Origin of the sequence: Bacillus sp. ABP14 (assembly GCF_001831375.1) — a bacterium.
GTDB classification, from domain to species: domain Bacteria; phylum Bacillota; class Bacilli; order Bacillales; family Bacillaceae_G; genus Bacillus_A; species Bacillus_A paranthracis.
Genome location: NZ_CP017016.1, coordinates 1,320,759 through 1,338,775, shown reverse-complemented (window position 1 = coordinate 1,338,775; position 18,017 = coordinate 1,320,759). Strand labels below are relative to the sequence as shown.

General features: G+C 34.8%; 24 protein-coding genes. 12 read left to right on the top strand and 12 right to left on the bottom strand.

Annotated features, from left to right (window positions below):
• Positions 1-8 precede the first annotated feature (8 nt).
• From BGI23_RS07020 to BGI23_RS28345, 3 genes are all read left to right on the top strand, one after another.
• Complete coding sequence (locus BGI23_RS07020) at positions 9-1,370, top strand: MATE family efflux transporter (RefSeq protein WP_000665401.1); 1,362 nt, start codon at positions 9-11, stop codon at positions 1,368-1,370.
• Positions 1,371-1,443: 73 nt separating this feature from the next.
• Positions 1,444-1,617 carry a hypothetical protein gene (locus BGI23_RS07015; protein ID WP_000343560.1) on the top strand — a complete coding sequence of 58 codons (174 nt, stop codon included), beginning with the start codon at positions 1,444-1,446 and terminating at the stop codon, positions 1,615-1,617.
• An 18-nt stretch (positions 1,618-1,635) separates the two neighbouring features.
• Positions 1,636-1,785 carry a hypothetical protein gene (locus BGI23_RS28345; RefSeq protein ID WP_000743738.1) on the top strand — a complete coding sequence of 50 codons (150 nt, stop codon included), beginning with the start codon at positions 1,636-1,638 and terminating at the stop codon, positions 1,783-1,785.
• Between the two features lie 64 nt (positions 1,786-1,849).
• Here the strand turns inward: BGI23_RS28345 and BGI23_RS07005 are convergent, their stop codons facing one another.
• A complete protein-coding gene (locus BGI23_RS07005) occupies positions 1,850-2,386 on the bottom strand; it encodes a biotin transporter BioY (RefSeq protein WP_070805575.1) in 537 nt (178 codons plus the stop codon).
• A gap of 83 nt (positions 2,387-2,469) precedes the next feature.
• Between BGI23_RS07005 and BGI23_RS07000 the strand changes: the two genes are divergently transcribed.
• Positions 2,470-3,372: an aminoglycoside phosphotransferase family protein gene (locus BGI23_RS07000; protein ID WP_070805574.1), complete on the top strand. Its 903-nt coding sequence runs from the start codon at positions 2,470-2,472 to the stop codon at positions 3,370-3,372.
• A 2-nt stretch (positions 3,373-3,374) separates the two neighbouring features.
• On the opposite strand, the gene BGI23_RS28340 is transcribed toward BGI23_RS07000, so the two are convergent.
• The 5 genes from BGI23_RS28340 to BGI23_RS06975 form a co-directional block, all read right to left on the bottom strand.
• Entirely contained in the window at positions 3,375-3,536 is a 162-nt protein-coding gene (locus tag BGI23_RS28340) for a hypothetical protein (RefSeq protein ID WP_016088745.1), read from the bottom strand.
• Positions 3,537-3,634: 98 nt separating this feature from the next.
• On the bottom strand, positions 3,635-4,408 hold the full coding sequence (locus tag BGI23_RS06990) for a hypothetical protein (protein ID WP_070805573.1): 774 nt from the start codon (positions 4,406-4,408) through the stop codon (positions 3,635-3,637).
• Positions 4,409-4,432: 24 nt separating this feature from the next.
• Positions 4,433-4,879, bottom strand: coding sequence for a flavodoxin (locus BGI23_RS06985; protein WP_000041153.1), 447 nt, complete (start codon positions 4,877-4,879; stop codon positions 4,433-4,435).
• Positions 4,872-5,048 (bottom strand): hypothetical protein, encoded by a 177-nt coding sequence (locus BGI23_RS28335; protein ID WP_000929023.1) that lies wholly within the window; start codon positions 5,046-5,048, stop codon positions 4,872-4,874. Before BGI23_RS28335 ends, BGI23_RS06985 begins: the two co-directional genes overlap by 8 nt.
• Before the next feature lie 224 nt (positions 5,049-5,272).
• Entirely contained in the window at positions 5,273-6,442 is a 1,170-nt protein-coding gene (locus BGI23_RS06975; RefSeq protein WP_001082778.1) for an amidohydrolase, read from the bottom strand.
• Between the two features lie 337 nt (positions 6,443-6,779).
• On the opposite strand from BGI23_RS06975, the gene BGI23_RS06970 reads away from it, so the two are divergent.
• The 5 genes from BGI23_RS06970 (at position 6,780) to dltD (ending at position 11,097) form a co-directional block, all read left to right on the top strand.
• A complete protein-coding gene (locus tag BGI23_RS06970; protein WP_000440293.1) occupies positions 6,780-6,926 on the top strand; it encodes a teichoic acid D-Ala incorporation-associated protein DltX in 147 nt (48 codons plus the stop codon).
• Between the two features lie 12 nt (positions 6,927-6,938).
• Complete coding sequence (dltA, locus tag BGI23_RS06965) at positions 6,939-8,453, top strand: D-alanine--poly(phosphoribitol) ligase subunit DltA (RefSeq protein ID WP_000770505.1); 1,515 nt, start codon at positions 6,939-6,941, stop codon at positions 8,451-8,453.
• Positions 8,450-9,616: a D-alanyl-lipoteichoic acid biosynthesis protein DltB gene (dltB, locus tag BGI23_RS06960; RefSeq protein WP_000127945.1), complete on the top strand. Its 1,167-nt coding sequence runs from the start codon at positions 8,450-8,452 to the stop codon at positions 9,614-9,616. Before dltA ends, dltB begins: the two co-directional genes overlap by 4 nt.
• Before the next feature lie 69 nt (positions 9,617-9,685).
• Positions 9,686-9,925, top strand: a complete 240-nt coding sequence (gene dltC / locus BGI23_RS06955) for a D-alanine--poly(phosphoribitol) ligase subunit DltC (protein ID WP_000807310.1) — start codon at positions 9,686-9,688, stop codon at positions 9,923-9,925.
• A complete protein-coding gene (gene dltD, locus BGI23_RS06950; protein ID WP_070805572.1) occupies positions 9,922-11,097 on the top strand; it encodes a D-alanyl-lipoteichoic acid biosynthesis protein DltD in 1,176 nt (391 codons plus the stop codon). Before dltC ends, dltD begins: the two co-directional genes overlap by 4 nt.
• Positions 11,098-11,114: 17 nt before the next feature.
• On the opposite strand, the gene BGI23_RS06945 is transcribed toward dltD, so the two are convergent.
• Positions 11,115-12,209, bottom strand: coding sequence for an NAD(P)H-dependent flavin oxidoreductase (locus BGI23_RS06945; RefSeq protein ID WP_000495253.1), 1,095 nt, complete (start codon positions 12,207-12,209; stop codon positions 11,115-11,117).
• Positions 12,210-12,324: 115 nt separating this feature from the next.
• Here BGI23_RS06945 and BGI23_RS06940 point away from each other — a divergent pair, with 115 nt between their 5' ends.
• Positions 12,325-13,245 carry a S66 peptidase family protein gene (locus BGI23_RS06940; RefSeq protein ID WP_000640094.1) on the top strand — a complete coding sequence of 307 codons (921 nt, stop codon included), beginning with the start codon at positions 12,325-12,327 and terminating at the stop codon, positions 13,243-13,245.
• Between the two features lie 27 nt (positions 13,246-13,272).
• Here BGI23_RS06940 and BGI23_RS06935 read toward each other — a convergent pair whose 3' ends face one another.
• Entirely contained in the window at positions 13,273-13,671 is a 399-nt protein-coding gene (locus BGI23_RS06935; protein ID WP_000435209.1) for an SseB family protein, read from the bottom strand.
• 150 nt (positions 13,672-13,821) lie between these two features.
• Positions 13,822-14,250 carry a carboxymuconolactone decarboxylase family protein gene (locus BGI23_RS06930; protein WP_000439766.1) on the bottom strand — a complete coding sequence of 143 codons (429 nt, stop codon included), beginning with the start codon at positions 14,248-14,250 and terminating at the stop codon, positions 13,822-13,824.
• A gap of 126 nt (positions 14,251-14,376) precedes the next feature.
• On the opposite strand from BGI23_RS06930, the gene BGI23_RS06925 reads away from it, so the two are divergent.
• Together BGI23_RS06925 and BGI23_RS06920 are read left to right on the top strand one after the other, a co-directional pair.
• Positions 14,377-14,829, top strand: coding sequence for an Lrp/AsnC family transcriptional regulator (locus BGI23_RS06925; protein WP_070805571.1), 453 nt, complete (start codon positions 14,377-14,379; stop codon positions 14,827-14,829).
• A gap of 100 nt (positions 14,830-14,929) precedes the next feature.
• Complete coding sequence (locus BGI23_RS06920; RefSeq protein WP_000707103.1) at positions 14,930-15,112, top strand: DUF3913 family protein; 183 nt, start codon at positions 14,930-14,932, stop codon at positions 15,110-15,112.
• Positions 15,113-15,141: 29 nt separating this feature from the next.
• Here BGI23_RS06920 and BGI23_RS06915 read toward each other — a convergent pair whose 3' ends face one another.
• From BGI23_RS06915 to BGI23_RS06905, 3 genes are all read right to left on the bottom strand, one after another.
• A complete protein-coding gene (locus BGI23_RS06915) occupies positions 15,142-16,155 on the bottom strand; it encodes a CPBP family intramembrane glutamic endopeptidase (protein WP_000558799.1) in 1,014 nt (337 codons plus the stop codon).
• Between the two features lie 192 nt (positions 16,156-16,347).
• On the bottom strand, positions 16,348-17,115 hold the full coding sequence (locus BGI23_RS06910) for an ABC transporter permease (protein ID WP_070805570.1): 768 nt from the start codon (positions 17,113-17,115) through the stop codon (positions 16,348-16,350).
• A complete protein-coding gene (locus BGI23_RS06905; RefSeq protein WP_070805569.1) occupies positions 17,115-18,017 on the bottom strand; it encodes an ABC transporter ATP-binding protein in 903 nt (300 codons plus the stop codon). Before BGI23_RS06905 ends, BGI23_RS06910 begins: the two co-directional genes overlap by 1 nt.

The window sequence follows — 18,017 nt, the reverse complement described above, 5'->3', positions numbered from 1 at the left end:
GGGATTTTATGAAAGAAACTAATTCATTATCACAAAAATTAAAGCAATTTGTATTACTATTTTTCCCGATTTTCGTTACGCAAATGTCATTATTTGCAATGAGTTTTTTCGATACGACAATGTCAGGACATGCAAGCCCTATTGATTTAGCAGGTGTTGCTATCGGAACAAGTATATGGATTCCAGTTAGTACGGGATTAACAGGAATTTTGATGGCTACGACTCCAATTGTTGCACAACTCGTTGGATCTAAGAAAAAAGAGGATGTTCCTCACGTTGTCATACAAGCAGTATATTTAGCCATTTTCGCTAGCCTCGTTGTTATCCTTATCGGTTTCTTTACTGTTACACCTATTTTAAATGGCATGCAATTAGAAGGACCTGTAGAACGTATTGCAGCACAATTTTTAAGTATTATCGCAATTGGAATTATCCCTTTATTTACTTACACAGTTTTACGCGGATTTATTGATGCATTAGGAAAAACTCGTACAACGATGATCATTACATTACTATCATTACCAATTAATGTAGTATTAAATTATGTATTAATTTTCGGTAACTTCGGTTTTCCAAAACTCGGTGGTGTCGGAGCAGCAATTGCTTCTGCAGCAACCTATTGGTGCATTTTAATTATTACCGTTATGATTATTCGTACGAAAGAGCCTTTTGCATCTTTCCATATCTTTAAACAATTATATCGCCCTTCTCTTTCGAGTTGGAAAGAATTCTTAAAACTTGGCGTCCCTATCGGATTTGCTATCTTTTTTGAAACGAGTATTTTCGCTGCGGTAACACTTATGATGAGTAATTTTAGTACGACAACAATCGCAGCTCATCAAGCGGCTATGAACTTCGCTTCCTTGCTATATATGACTCCTTTAAGTTTAGCAATGGCCATGACCATCTCTGTTGGATTTGAAGTTGGAGCGAAACGATATAATAACGCAAAACAATATGGATTTATCGGGATTGGCTTAGCACTTGCATTCGCCCTATTATATTCCATTCTTCTTTACTTCTTTGATGATGAAATTGCTTCGATTTATACGACAGATATACAAGTTCATCATTTAGCAAAAGAATTCCTTATATTTGCGATTTTATTTCAAATTTCAGATGCAATTGCAACTCCTGTACAAGGGGCACTACGTGGTTATAAAGATGTAAATGTCGCCTTAATTATGACATTGATCGCCTATTGGGTAATTGGTCTCCCTCTCGGTTACATATTAGCAACCTATACTGATTGGGCAGCAAAAGGATATTGGATCGGTCTTATTATCGGTCTAGCATTTGGAGCAACCTTCCTCCTTATCCGTCTCTTTCAAGTTCAGAGAAAATATACAACGCAAAACAGCCGCTCATAATATAGCGGTTGTTTTCTTTATGCATATTTTTTCTTGTAACGTATAACATAATGAAAAAGAAAGGTGGATACATATGGACGAAAAAGAAAAAAAGCAATCATTCGACGAAGAATTCGCCCCTGAAATTTCACCTGGATATCGGCAAGATGTACATAAACAACCTAAATATAAAAACACTTCGTTTTTAATGGGTATTACCATTTTTGCTGCTGTATTGCTTGTGCTTATCATTTTCGTTTATTTTTGATGGAAGGTGATTTATTATATGAAGAAACAAGATTCCAATCGTTCAAAAAGAACTGTAAAAACAGAAAAAGGGTATGCAGGTGATTCTGTTCTTACTCAAAAACAAGTTGAGCAAGGAAATTTATATATTGCTCAAAAAGAAATTGGTCAACAAAATGAAAACCTTTAAAATCCCTCAAAGAACTGGGGGATTTTTTTATCCCGCTATTTATGGCACTGATTTATGTTTCACTTTATTGTACGTACTGTTTTTGTTCTAACACCTTTAATGCATGATTAACCTTTACAATTTTCATTTCATAATTCAATTTCATTTCATAATTCAATTTCATTTCGCTTCTCTTACCATTTTCAGTACCCGCCACGTACGCTACAGTTTGATAGAGAAAACTTTTAGCCGTTACTTCACGTATCTCTCCGTTTATAAATTTATACTCTAAATCCTGAAAACGATTTGGATAATAGTTTTTCATTAATTGTTCATACCCACTATATAAAAATAGTTCTTCACCTTTTCGTTTTACATCTTCTTTATTATGAAATCCAAACACTGATAGTTGCTCGGTCACAAAATGTTCTCCTACCTTTTTCATTTCATTATGAGTTAAAGTTTCTATACTTTTGTTCTTTAATTCCTTATTTAATCCGTACTGATCAATTGGTTTATAGCTAGCAAAAACTTCTTCTTTATATGACCAAAACAGTCCAAAAACGATACATAGAGAAATGATTACTATTCTTTTCTTCGTAATTCTCCCGCCCTTCTTCATAATGATAGTTATATTTTAACATATAGAAAGAAAATTCTGATATCATAAAGTAGAATAACTTAAATTAGAAACGAGGAACAAGTATGGACTCTTACAAACAATATATAAAAGAAGCTTTGCCTAATCTTTCTATACACTCATATAAACAAAATGAAGAAGGATGGGATAATGTAGCGGTTATAGTAAATGATGAACTACTGTTTCGTTTCCCGCGAAAACAGGAATATGCACTGCGAATTCCGTTAGAAAAAGAACTGTGCACAATTCTCACTCACTCACTACAAGAAATCGAAGTTCCACAATATCACCTAATTTATAAAAATGAATCTGATGAGGTTCCTCTTTGTAGTTACTATACTCTCATTCATGGTGAACCATTAAAAACAGAAATAGTTGCGAACTTAGATGAAAAAGAACGAAAAATAATTATTACACAATTAGCTACTTTCCTTGCGGCTCTACATAGCATTCCTCTAAAAAGTGTTACAGCGTTAGGGTTCCCTACCGAAAAAACACTTATCTACTGGAAAGAGCTACAAACTAAATTAAATGAGTATGTTACTAACAGTCTAACTTCGTTCCAGAAATCAACCTTAAACCGTTTATTCGAGAATTTTTTTGCCTGTATAGCTACATCGGTATTTCCAAATGCAATCATTCACGCTGACTTTACACATCATCACATTTTATTTGATAACCAAAATAAAACCATTTCAGGAATCATTGATTTTGGTGATGCTCAAATTGGAGATCCTGCCTTTGACTTTGCTGGGCTATATGATGATTTCGGACATGAATTTACTACATCAGTATATGAACAATACTGTACACTTACTTCACACCATGATCCATTACTCATTCACCGTATCACAAATTTTTATCAATACAGTCCTTTACTACATAATATAATTTATAACTTTGAAACAAAGAATGAACTTGAGTTTTTAGCTGGTATAGAACAACTGAAAGTAATACTGCAGGGATGAGATTACATTCTCTCCCTATATTCCCTCTCCTCATACATCATTAACTTTTTATCCATTTCCACAATGACTTGATACAGTTGAAATGCTTGTAAAATTTGCAGTTGAATTCCAAAAGGAGCATTCTGTTCTTTTAACCATTGAAATACTTTCGTTTCATCTTTCATTGATTATTCCTCCCTTTATTAAAATCTGCTACAAATATACGGTAAATGATGAAAAGCTTTTCATGTCAACAACAAAAAAGGATGCAAATTTGCATCCTTTAATGTATGATATTTTTCTTCTGCTCCGCTTCTTTCTTTACTTCTTCCCCTTGGCATTCACTACGAAATGCACAACTTATACACTCAGAACGAAAATGACGCTCTGTATAATGCTCAGGTTGCTGTAACATTTCTTTCATTCTAGATAAATGAGCCATTCCAGTTATAATATCTTCCTGTTTCGGAATGTACTCATACTTAGTTCCTTCTATTAAATTAATAACTTCAATTTTTCCGGGAAGAATGCCGAAAGCTTTATAACTAAACACTATCATTAACTTTTGACAAAGAGCAAGCATTTCCTCATCTGCATCGACAACATACTTTTTAATTACAAACGACTCAGTACTCCACTCACCAACTTCTAATGTCAATGACATGTGGACACCTAACTCTTCCATATATGTTTGAAATTTTTCATATAAAAATAACGGCGGTGTTTGACTATCATCTCTTTCAACAAACTGTAATAAATGATCCGTTAGCTTCGCTAACACAATATAATACTCCGTCTTTGAAGCAAACATATTAATCCTTACTTTTTTCCAATACTTTTCTATTAATATTAAAAGTACGATTTTCGTTTGTTGGCCCGCAGGTAGTGTGTAATATTCGTTAATAATTCGATTCACAATCATTTGTGCGATTTGTTGCCATTCAAACGAAGAAGGTTCTCTTCTTTTTATATGACGGAAATAAAATTTATGCGGACAACGCATAAAATCATACAAATGATAATCTGTCATCGTTTTGATTGCGATTTTCTCATGCACTTGCTCTTCCTCTCCCTTCTGCCATTAAGAAAGGTGTTTTACAAATTCAGCTCCAAACTGTAAACATTTTTCTACATCTTCATCTTCTGGCGTTAATTCTACTTTTAGTCCTTCTAACACAACTGCTGCCCCGCGCTCTTGTAGCTTTTCTATTAAAATGTCAACTGCCACTCCGTATTTCGGATAAGCCGAATCACACGATCCGAATACTGCTGCTTTTTTCCCAGTTAAATCAATAGAATCCATTGCATCATAAAAATCTAAGAAATCATCAGGAAGATCACCATCTCCCCAAGTGTATGCACCTAAAATAATTCCATCATACTGTTCTAATATAGAAGCTTCTGGTGAATCCATAATATCAATAACTTCAATTTCATTTTCTGTTTCACGAATTACGCCGGCAATATGGTCAGCCATTTCCTCTGTATTTCCACTCATACTTGCAAAAATCATTACTAACTTACTCAACTGAACCTCTCCCTTTACTTTGTATCTCTTTTTCTGTTTGAATGCTCTTCTTCTCATCTACATATTCAGACCGAATTACATTTCTTTGCCATTCCATATGCTGATCAACATCTTTATTTTTATCTTTTAATCCCCTCCGCAGAAGGTGAAAATTTTTTCTCATTAACATGTCGCATCCATCCTATTGATAATAATTATCAATTTCAACTATTTTTAGATTAATTGATATTGATTATCACTGTCAACAACTTTTTTTTTTAAAATGATTAAAATGTACAAGCTTGTCCGTTAGCTATTCATATACTATAAATGAGCATAGTTCTTTCTCAGCCCTCTCTGACGGAAAGAAATAAAAGCAACTGCAATAGAGTGCAGTTGCCTTTTTTTGTTTTTCTATGATTTTAGTAATCTTATAGTCGTCTCTAAAAATAGCTCCACTCCACAAATTAATGCTGATTCATCCAAGTCAAATTTCGGATGATGATGTGGATAACAAGTATATATATTTTCATTACCTGTTCCTAATTTAATGAAACAACCAGGTGCTTTTCTTAAATATGCTGAAAAATCTTCTCCACCCATAGAAGGTTCAAGCTTCACAACACGCTCATTCCCAAACAAATGTAGTGCACTTTCTTCTACTATTTTCGTAATATATTCATCATTAATAACGGGATCATATCCATATCGATACGTATATGTATACGATCCTCCATGTGCTTCTGTAATTCCTTTCACAATTTTCTCGATTTTCCCTTCTGCTTCCACCCTCAATGCTTGATTAAATGAACGAACAGTTCCCATTAAAGTTGCTGTACTAGGAATAATATTGTCAGCCGTTCCCCCATGAAATTGTGTAACTGAAACAACCCTTTGCATAAAAGCACTTGTATTTCTTGATACGATATGTTGTAGATTTGTAATAATCTGTGCTCCGATAGCAATAGGATCTATCGTTTCTTCTGGTCGCGCCGCGTGTCCTCCTTTGCCTTGAATCTCAACTGTAAATACGTCTGGTGCAGCCATCATCGGCCCATACGCAATGCCTATCTTCCCGCTCTCAAGTCCTGACATAACATGTAAACCTATTACATAATCAACACCATCCATTACGCCTGCTTCAACCATTTCTTGTCCCCCGCCAGGATACACCTCTTCTGCATGCTGAAAGAATAAACGAATCTCACCTGAAAAATTTCCCTTTATATTTGCTAGCACTTCTGCTGTACCCAACAAAATAGCCGCGTGAGCATCATGCCCACATGCATGCATTACACCTTTATTCACAGACGTATAAGGTTTACTTGTCTCCTCTTGAATTGGCAAAGCATCTATATCAGCTCGAATCGCAATTACTTTCCCTTGCTTCACACCTCTTTTAATTGCTAGTACACTATACTTCGTCGGTCTCGTTACTTCAAAAGAAGAAAATGAGCATAATGTATCATATATAAATTGCGAAGTTTCTTTTTCATGAAATGATAATTCCGGATACTTATGGAAGTGCCTTCTCCATTTCACGATATTTTCTTCCGAAATTAGATTCTTCCACACTCTATTCATGATAATTTCCTCCTTTTCAAAATAACTAGAAATTTAAAAGTTTACTCCATCTTGAATGATTAATAAAAACAAATACTGTATTTTTACGTATTCTTATAGTCCACTTTTATGTATTCACACAATCTCCTTTCTATTTACATGTCAAACCCATTACAAATTCATGCTGAATGTAATATAATTGCTAAGTTAGGGATTTTCTTTTTTAGTATTTAGTGCTAATATCAAAAAAGAGCCTTTTGACTTATTTTTACCTAAAATGTGGGATTTTGTTTTTTTCACAATAATGTAGGACATGATACCTACAAAGAGCTATTATTTCATTAAGAGAGGGAAAGACATGGAAAGATTAAAAGAGATATGGTCTCGACCACTCACACAATGGGTTGCAAAGACGGTTTATTACCTTGCAATTTTATTTGCATTACTTTGGTTGTATGGATTCCATGATACAAACACAAGTACATTTATTTACAATGAATTCTAGGGTGGGAACGTTATGAAGTTATTAGAACAAATTGAAAAGTGGGCTGCAGAAACGCCTGATCAAACCGCTTTTGTTTGGCGAGATGCGAAAATTACGTACAAACAATTAAAGGAAGATTCTGATGCGTTAGCACATTGGATTTCTTCTGAGTATCCAGACGATCGTTCACCAATTATGGTGTATGGCCATATGCAACCTGAAATGATTATTAACTTTTTAGGATGTGTAAAAGCTGGACATGCTTACATCCCTGTAGATTTATCTATCCCAGCTGATCGTGTACAACGTATTGCTGAAAATTCTGGTGCGAAATTACTTTTATCGGCAACAGCAGTAACTGTAACTGATTTACCAGTTCGCATCGTAAGTGAAGACAACTTAAAAGATATTTTCTTTACTCATAAAGGGAACACTCCAAATCCTGAACATGCGGTAAAAGGTGATGAGAACTTCTACATTATTTACACATCAGGAAGCACAGGTAATCCGAAAGGGGTTCAGATTACTTATAACTGCCTTGTTAGCTTTACAAAATGGGCTGTAGAAGATTTCAACTTACAAACGGGGCAAGTATTCTTAAACCAAGCACCTTTCTCATTCGATTTATCTGTCATGGATATTTACCCATCATTAGTAACAGGTGGGACACTTTGGGCAATCGATAAAGATATGATTGCACGTCCAAAAGACTTGTTTGCTTCTTTAGAGCAATCGGATATACAAGTATGGACTTCCACACCATCTTTCGCAGAGATGTGTTTAATGGAAGCATCTTTCTCTGAGAGTATGCTACCAAACATGAAAACATTCTTATTCTGCGGTGAAGTGTTACCAAATGAAGTAGCTAGAAAATTAATTGAGCGTTTCCCAAAAGCAACAATTATGAATACGTACGGTCCAACTGAAGCTACTGTCGCTGTAACAGGTATTCACGTTACAGAAGAAGTGCTTGATCAATACAAATCACTTCCAGTTGGCTACTGTAAATCAGACTGCCGCCTTCTTATTATGAAAGAAGATGGTACGATTGCGCCTGATGGTGAAAAAGGTGAAATCGTAATTGTTGGTCCAAGCGTAAGCGTTGGATATTTAGGAAGCCCTGAATTAACAGAAAAAGCATTTACTATGATTGACGGTGAGCGCGCCTATAAAACAGGCGATGCTGGCTATGTTGAAAATGGTCTTCTATTCTATAATGGTCGTCTTGATTTCCAAATTAAGCTGCATGGTTATCGAATGGAATTAGAAGAAATTGAGCATCACCTTCGTGCTTGTTCTTACGTAGAAGGAGCAGTTATCGTTCCAATTAAAAAAGGTGAGAAATACGATTATTTATTAGCGGTTGTTGTTCCTGGAGAACATTCATTTGAAAAAGAATTCAAATTAACATCTGCAATCAAAAAAGAACTCAATGAGCGATTACCAAACTACATGATTCCACGTAAATTCATGTATCAATCTTCTATTCCAATGACACCAAATGGAAAGGTAGATCGCAAAAAATTATTGAGTGAGGTTACAGCATGACCGCATATGGATCATTTTATTTTTTCGCTATAGTGGGCATTTTATTAATACCTACTATCATAGCTGGATTAAAAGGTAAAATGTTGCGTAAATATAATGCCGTTTTAACACTAGTCATGCTTGCTATTATCTTCTCGGATAAACCGAAGCAAGCAATTATGTTAGCCGCATTTATTATTTGGCAATATGCCTTAATTAAAGGCTATTTATTATTAAGAAAACAAAAGAATAGTACACTCACTTTTTGTGTAGCTGTTATTTTATCGATTTTGCCACTTATTTTGGCAAAAATCGCACCGTTTGCACCTGATCTAAAGTTTATTGTATTTCTAGGAATGTCCTATGTAACATTTAGAGCAGTACAAATGGTATTTGAGGTTCGTGATGGCTTAATTAAAGAACTATCCTTCTTTAATTTTTGGGAATTCGTTTTATTCTTCCCAGCTATTTCAACGGGACCTATCGATCGTTACCGTAGATTCCAAAAAGATATTCAAAAGCCACCTAGCGCTGAGGAGTATCAAAACTTATTATATACAGGATTAAACCGTATTTTCCAAGGTTTCTTGTATAAATTTATTATCGCTTACTTAATAAAACAATATTTTATGGATCCCGCATTTGCACAGCAAGATACAATTCTATCTAATATGATTTACATGTATAGCTATAGCTTATATTTATTCTTCGACTTTGCTGGTTATAGCTCATTTGTAATTGGTGTAAGTTATATGATGGGAATTAAGACGCCAGAAAACTTTAATAAGCCATTCATTAGCCGTAATATTAAAGACTTCTGGAACCGCTGGCACATGAGTTTATCATTCTGGTTCCGTGATTTTATTTACATGCGTTTCGTCTTTTTTGCAACGAAGAAAAAGTTAATTAAGAACCGTTACACAATTTCGTATATCGGTGCATTTTTAAACTTTTTCATCATGGGAATTTGGCATATTACTGGTGAGCATGTGTATCAATACATTATTTATGGTCTCTATCATGCCGCACTGTTCATTTTATTCGATATTTTCGAACGAAAAAACAAGAAGCATAAGTTTTGGCCAAACAATAAATTTACACACGTCCTTGCGATCGTAATTACGTTCCACGTTGTATGTTTCGGTTTCCTTATTTTCTCTGGACACCTTAACAGATACTTTTAATGCACTCTTCTTATAACTAATAAGAAGTTGCACATATAATATATTTCGGATATAAAGGAGATTTTAAAAATGGCAGAATTCAAAGAGCAAGTATTAGATATTTTAGAAGAAGTATGTGAAAACGATATTGTGAAAGAAAACTTAGATGTTCAATTATTTGAAGAAGGTATTCTTGATTCTTTCGCTGTAGTATCTTTATTAGTTGAATTCCAAGAGCGTTTAGATATTGAAGTTTCTATTTCTGATTTTGACCGTGACGAGTGGGCTACTCCAAACATGGTTATTAAGAAGTTGGAAGAAATCCGATGAACAAAGCAAAATTTGGTCCGATGCTTTTAGCATTGGCCCTTTTTGCTGTATTCTTACTTATTCCAACGCGCTTCCTACTTCCACTTTTAAGTGATGAAAAAGTAGAACAAGCTGCAACTTCTTTAAAAGAAGAAAAGATTCAAAGTATGATTTTACAGCAAAAGATGTTAGCAGACTCGAAATACCTTCCGATGTATGGATCATCAGAATTCGCACGTATGGATGCTTACCATCCATCAAACTATTTCAAAGTAAAGCCTGAAGGCTTCACACCATTCCTACTTGGACGCGGTGGAACACAAGATCTTGTACATGTATTAAACTTTGCATCTACAATGGATCAATTGAAGGATAAGAAAATGGTATTCGTTCTTTCTCCGCAATGGTTTGTGCCACAAGGTATTGATGAAACACACTTTGCACCTAACTTTTCAAAACAACAAGGTTACCACTTCATTTTCAACGATGATGTAAAACCTGAAATGAAAAAGCAAATTGCAAAACGTTTATTAAACTTTGAGATTGTTAAGAAAGAAACTTTACTTAAAATTTCGCTTGAAGGTATCGTTTACGATGATACAAAGCATAAAGTAAAAGCACTTGCTGCTAAACCTTTCGCTTATATTTATCGAAACATTTTAGATCGCAAAGATTTATTTACAGCAATGTTTGATATTAAACCGCATAAAGAAAAACTTGACCCTTCATTAAAACAAATGAACTGGGATGAAGCTCGTAAACATGCAGATCAAACAGGTGCAGCGGAATCTGGATCTAACGAATATGGTATCGAAGATGGTTACTTCAACAGCAAAATCAAGAAGAAATTAAAACAACGTGAAGGCTACTTAAAAAATGATGCTTATGATCAATCGCCAGAATATGAAGATTTACAAATTGCACTTGATTTATTAAAACAATCTCGTGCAAAACCACTCTTCATTTCTGTTCCTGTAAAAGGTCCTTGGTACGATTACGCTGGCTTCCCGAAAGAACGCCGAGAATTGTACTATAAGAAAGTTCATGAGCAAATTGAGAAAGCTGGCTATCCAATTGCCGACTTCTCAAATCATGAGTATGATAAGTACTTCTTAAAAGATCACATGCACTTAGGTTGGAAAGGCTGGGTTTATATCGATGAAGCCATCCAACAATTTTATAAAGCAAACTAAAGAAAAGACCGCTTGAATTATTCAAGTGGTCTTTTTCTATATACATTTTGCAATTGTTCGATTACGTTATCTGCTTCTTTCATCACTCGCTCCACTACATGCTGAGCTGATTCCATTCGTGCTAATGATGACGCTTGTCCTGCCCAAAGCGACATATATTCTCCTTTATTACGTTTTGCTGCTTCTTGGCGTATTTTAGAGGTTAATACATTTTGCACTGGATACATCGGAAGCCCTTCTTCTTTCCCTTCATGCTTCTCTATAAATTCATTACGAATACCCCGTGCATATTTCCCGGAAAACGCACGAGTCACAGTTGTACTCGTATCTGTACTACGTAAAACCGCTTGTTTATATACATCATGCGTAATACTTTCTTCACTCGTTAAAAAGGCTGATCCCATTTGAACAGCTTCTGCCCCCAGTGTAAATGCCGCAACAAGCCCTTGTCCGTTCATTACACCACCTGCTGCAACAATCGGGATATGAGGGACAGCTGCTACTAACTGCGGAATTAATGCGAACGTCCCAATCATAGCGTCCTGTTCTTTCCCGATAAACGTTCCTCTATGCCCCCCCGCCTCGCTACCTTGACCGACAATAATGTCTACTCCTAATTCAGCAAGTACTTTCGCCTCTGCCACATGAGTAGCTGTTCCGATGACTTTAATTCCTCTTCTTTTCAATTCATCTATTTCTTCTTTTTCTAACGTTTGAAATGCAAAGCTAACGACTGGCACGTTTTCTTCTACTAACACTTGTAATTGTTCTTTATAACTTTTTGGAAGCTTTAACTGCTCTTCTTCCTCTATACCGAATTCTCTATTCACTCCGCTAAGTAATCCCTTGGCCAAATTTATCTTCTCTTCTTCTATTTGTATCTCTTTCGTTAGCAGTAAATTCACACCGAAAGGCTTATCCGTTCGTTCCCTTATTTTATAAATTGCATCACGAATTTGTTCAGGGCTCATATAGCCTGCTCCAAGCGTTCCTAATCCTCCGCTATTACTTACAGCTGCAACAAGCTCAGGCGTCGTAATTGCACCTGCCATACCCGCTTGAATGATGGGATACTTAATTTGTAATGTATCTATAACTCGACTTGTAAACATCATTTCTCCTCCTATTCCCTTTATATCTTCTTTATTTGACAAACTTTCCCCTTCTTTTACAAGGATTGAACTTCCTATGAAGCGAATATATTGAAAGTGAAGGAGGCTGAAAACAATGATATATCCAAATGCATTACAACAAGGTGATACAGTAATGATTATTGCACCGTCCGGCCCACCAACAATTGAAAATGTATTAAAAGGGGTAAACGTACTACAAGAAATGGGTTTATCTGTAGTAATCGGGAAGAGTGTTTATGAGAAGTACGGATATTTAGCTGGAAGGGATCAAGTTCGGCTCGATGATATACATGAAGCATTTTCAAATGATGAAGTAAAGGCCGTTTTCTGTGCACGAGGTGGTTACGGAAGTGCTCGTCTCCTCCCTCACATTCAATATGAAATCATTCAGCAAAACCCTAAAATCTTTTGGGGATATAGCGATATTACAGCTTTACACACTGCCTTTTCACGTTATGCAAAGCTTGTTACTTTTCATGGCCCAATGGTAGAAGAATTAGGTAAAGGTGTAGATTCTCTTTCTTTATCTTCTTTCAACCAACTATTTCACCCATATTCAACTATCTTATCTGCTTCAGAATGTATCGTACCTAGCTCTTCCCGTACAGTTACAGGTCAGTTAGTTGGCGGCAATTTAGCGGTGTTAACGAGTATCATTGGCTCCTCCTACGAGATAAATACAGCCAATAAACTTTTATTGCTTGAAGACATTGGGGAAGAACCGTATCGCGTTGATCGTATGTTAAATCAGCTACTTTTATCTGGAAAGTTTAATGAATGTAGTGGTGTTATTTTTACAAGTTGTCATGACTGCACTCCTTCTAAACCATCTCAATCATTGCAAACAATACTATATGAATATTTCACTTCATATGCTATACCTGTCCTATTCGGTTTACCGATTGGACATATAAGCCCAAACATCGGAATCCCTCTTGGAGCTACAGCGACAATAAATACAAATAATAAAACACTCTCTATTTCTTCTGGCATAGCCACTCCGTGTTCAAATTAAAAAGGAAAAGCGATTACGCTTTTCCTTTTATTTATAATAATTAAAAATTCGTCCAGATGCGATATCTGCAATTTCTTCTGGAATAAATGTTTTACTTATATCAGTACCGACATTTAATACGGCTGTAGCATCTTTCTCAATACTACTAAATAATTCTTTCCCACGTATCGTAATAAGGGGTGTTCCTTCTGGCAACACGTCTTTTACAAATTCCATTTGTGTAAAGAACGGAACGATCCATCTACCCTCTCCTTGGAAATGACGCAAACGAAGTATCCCTTCTGTTGCCCCTTCCTCTGCTTCTAGTGAGCCAGCAACATAAAACTCAGTAGATAAGAGCAATTCATAAAATTCCTTTTGCTTTTGTTTGTCATCCCCTGCTACAACAAGTACTTCTTCTATTCTCTTTACCGGAATTTGCTCCATATGATGCCACCCCTATTTTCAAAATAATTGTACTTAAATTATACGAAATATTCTTATTTTTTTCTACATAATTCGCAATTATTTTCTTAAAATAATTTTAATGCTAATTGAAATGCCTTTTGTACATCAATTATAATAAGTGCTATTTGATTATTCATCATTTTCTCCTTCTTTCGGCTGCAATTGAAACAGAAAACCCAATTGTTGTGACGCAGTAATAAAACAAATATAAGCGCAAAGCTCTACAATTTCTTTTTCCGTCCAGTATTGTTTCAACACACGAAACATATTGTCATCTATCGCTTGTTTATCATGAACAAACGTATGTGCAAAAGTAACGGCTACACTTATTTCCTCTACTTTTTGCATATCATCAGGCCTTCCCTTTGCCATACAGTACGGACATTCATTCCCGTAAGCTAATGTTCTTCTTACTTGCTCCTTCAACTCTGCCGAGAGAGTTCCTTTACTATACAATGTATTCTCTACCATACTCCATGAATGTAATAACTCTGGATTATGCCCTAATAACTTTTGAAACTTTGTATTTCCCACATTTGATAATGAAATTCTCTCCATCATTTCCCCTCCTATTTCCTTCTATTTTATTGTAAAATAAATAAAGTTCTCTTTACATTTCATATGAATCTTAATTTATATTTTTCCTTTACAAAAATTATCATTTTACTGGAGGTATATTTACAAATGCAACTAGACCGTGTTGATCGAAAAATTTTAAATGAATTATATAATGATAGTCGCCTTTCCATGCGTGAATTGGCGAAACGAGTAAACTTATCTGCTCCGTCTACTGCAGAACGTGTTCGTAAACTCGAAAGTGAAGGCGTGATCCAAAAATACACAATCGATATCGATTATAAAAAAGCAGGACTTGTTTTAGACTGTATTTTAGAAATCACTTTAAAAAACGGTGATACAACACGTATGCAACAGTTTATTCAGTACTATCCATCTGCAAGTTTTTGTTACCGCGTAACAGGAAGCTTATGCTACATTGTAAAAATTTCTGTTCCTTCACTCGTTGAACTTGAAGAATTTATTAATGATGTTTCTTCATATGCAACGACTGTTTCTCATATCGTATTATCAGAAATATCTCTTACTCCTGATATTGAACATATCTTTCCAGAAGATTAATTAATTTTTATTCATAAAATATATAAAAACCCCTTACAATAAGAATAAAAATAATATATTATGTATTAAAATACATATAGTTCGAGAAAGGGGCTTTACATTGAAAATCTGGTTTTATGAAAAAACGGCACAATTAGATGACTTGCTTGGCATTTGGGACAATGTTCCGACTATCCCTCGAATTGGTGAAAAAGTTGAGATTTTAAAAGCAGTCCGCACTGTTACAGATATTAAATATGTAAAGAACGGCAATAATTTTCGTGTGGAAATTATCACAAAGTAAAAAGTAGCTCACAAGGAGCTACTTTTTACTTATCTATCATGCGCTTTCTTTATAACGATTTTATCGTCTTCTACAGATACTGTTACATAATCATTTTCTTCTAACCCGAGCTTATTTACAGCCTCATCTGGTAGCTCTACAGCCATCAATCTATCTGTTACAATCACTTGACTATACACTTCATTTTCTTGTGATGCACTCACTACTTTTTCCTCATTTATGAAGCGCACTGGTGGCACACCCACTTCTTTTACCGTACGCCATTGTTTCCAAACGTAAGGAATTAACCAAAGTAATCCAACAACTGTAAGACCGATACCGATCCATACATTACTTTGCGCTTGTAATTCAGGAATTGAAATTGCGCTACTCTCTTCTCCGCCAACAAATTGCATACTTGTTGCAATGAAATTATTTAAAGCGTGTACAGCGATATTCGTCCATATATTTTGTGTCTTTATGTATAAAAGACACATAACAACACCAAACATGAACGCACCAATAACATCAAAATGTCCTAAGCCAAAAATAATGGAAGATATAATGACAGCTTTTTTAATCCCCCATTTATAAGCCATTCGCTGTAAAAAGAAACCTCTAAAAATAACCTCTTCCATAATAGGTGCTAATACACATGCTGAAATGAAAGTAAATATCGTCATATATATGTTACTCGTATTAATAACAGTTCCGTCTTCTAACATAGTAACTAAGAAATTCGGTAACGTATGTGCTAATATGTAAAATTGAATATGAGATATACCAACGGAAAAAATCATTCCCATTATCGTTGCTAATACAATTAATCCCCACGGTAAACGTCCTGGTTTATCAAAAAAACTATTGAATACAACATTATTTTTATTTGTTTTTACGTATAACCAAAATAACGGAAATACAAAAAATAAAGTTATTTGTGAAATAACCTCCATCGTATTCTCAGAAACATTGGCTAGACTTAATGGGATCATCGTAAGGAACAATCCTATAATCATCCATCCAAAAAAGCTGCGTAGTCTTATACGTGAAAATGCATAGTGCACATAGAACACCTCCAAAGATAGTAAAAATAAATGGTGTGATAACTAAATTTTAATATAAATATAGTTGAAATTCTTCCTATTTTTCTCAAATTATTTCGAACGACATATATAGTAATTTTTTTCTTTCCTTTGAAATCTATGAAAAAGTTATGTAATAAAAATCCCCGTTTTTACAAGCGGGGATTTCTTTTATTATAATACGTCACGTTTTTGGAATAATGCACTTGATGCTACAAGTAATACAACAAAGTATACAGCTACAAGTAATAAGGAAGTTGTAAATGTAAACTCTGTAAATGTAGGTTCCGCTCCGCCGCTTACTAATTTATTGCTATCGTACACACTTAAATTTAAATGGAAAAACACTACAAACTTCGCTACACCTTTTGCAAACATCATATTAATTGCTCCTTGTAAGAAGAAGAGGAACATCGTAATAATTAATGGTAAGACAGACTTTCTAAATACGTTCGCTAAGAAAAATGCAAGTGTCGCAAAGAAGAGCGGTGAAAGTACTTGATATACAGTAGATTTCATTACGATTCCTAACGTTAATTCTGTTTTACTACCATCCATTACGATTCCGCCGATAATCATTGAAATGATCATGTTAGCAAATATGATAAATACTATAGTAAGTAACACTGTAATATATTTAGAGAATAAAACTGTCATTCGTTTTCTTGGACGGATTAATAACTGCTTAATTGTACCTTTTTGAAACTCATCCGTAATCATACGAGAAGCAATTGTAATTCCAAATATCGTTGTAAACAAAGTAATTAAACCAATATCTGAACTTGCAAAATCTAAATATGATCCTTTAAATTCAGTTCCTTCTCCCCATTTCAACATCACTAAAACTCCCAAAATCTCCAATACTGCAATAACACCAATTAAAATATACATTCCTTTTTTCGCATGCAGCTTTAAAAATTCATTTTGAATTAATTTCAACATTACGCTTTCACTCCCCCTGTAATCGCTAAGAACTCATCCTCTAACGTTTTATTTTGAACAGTAACTCCGTATACAAGCACATCGTCATTCACAAGTTTCTTTACAAGTTGTGGAATTTCTTCTTTCGTTACAGATACTACAATGACATTTCCTTGCGCCTTACCTTGAACGATTTCATTTGCTTTCTGTACTTGATCTACTTCAAACGCTACAACTACTGTCTCATCATGTTTTGCTTGTTCATGTAAGTTGTACTCTTGTACAAACTCACCTTGCTTAATAATAACGACGCGATCACACATGAGTTCAATTTCACTTAATAAGTGACTTGATACGATTACAGCAATATTCTCTTCTTTCGCTAAACGTTGTAAATAATCACGAATTTGACGAATACCAGCTGGATCTAATCCATTTGTCGGTTCATCTAAAATTAAAATTTTCGGCTGATGAAGTAATGCCTGTGCAATTCCTAAACGCTGTTTCATACCAAGTGAATATGTTTTCACCTTTTTATGAATCGCATGCTCTAATTCAACCAGTTTTACAATTTCAGCAATGCGCTCTTTACTAATTTGTGTAATTGCCATGTTCGCAAAATGCTTTAAGTTTTGCATTCCTGTCATATAATCATATAGTTCAGGATTTTCTACAATCGCTCCAATTTGCTCTAGCGCCTTTTCACGCTCCGTGCGAATACTATGACCGCAAATTGTAATATCGCCCTCTGTCATTGAAATAAGACCTGTCATCATACGGATCGTCGTTGTCTTACCGCTACCGTTTGGTCCAAGGAACCCGTATACTTCCCCTTCACGAACTTCAAATGATAAACCACGAATAATTTCCGTTCCACCAATTTTTTTTCGAACATTCTCTAATTTTACTACTACGTTTCCCAA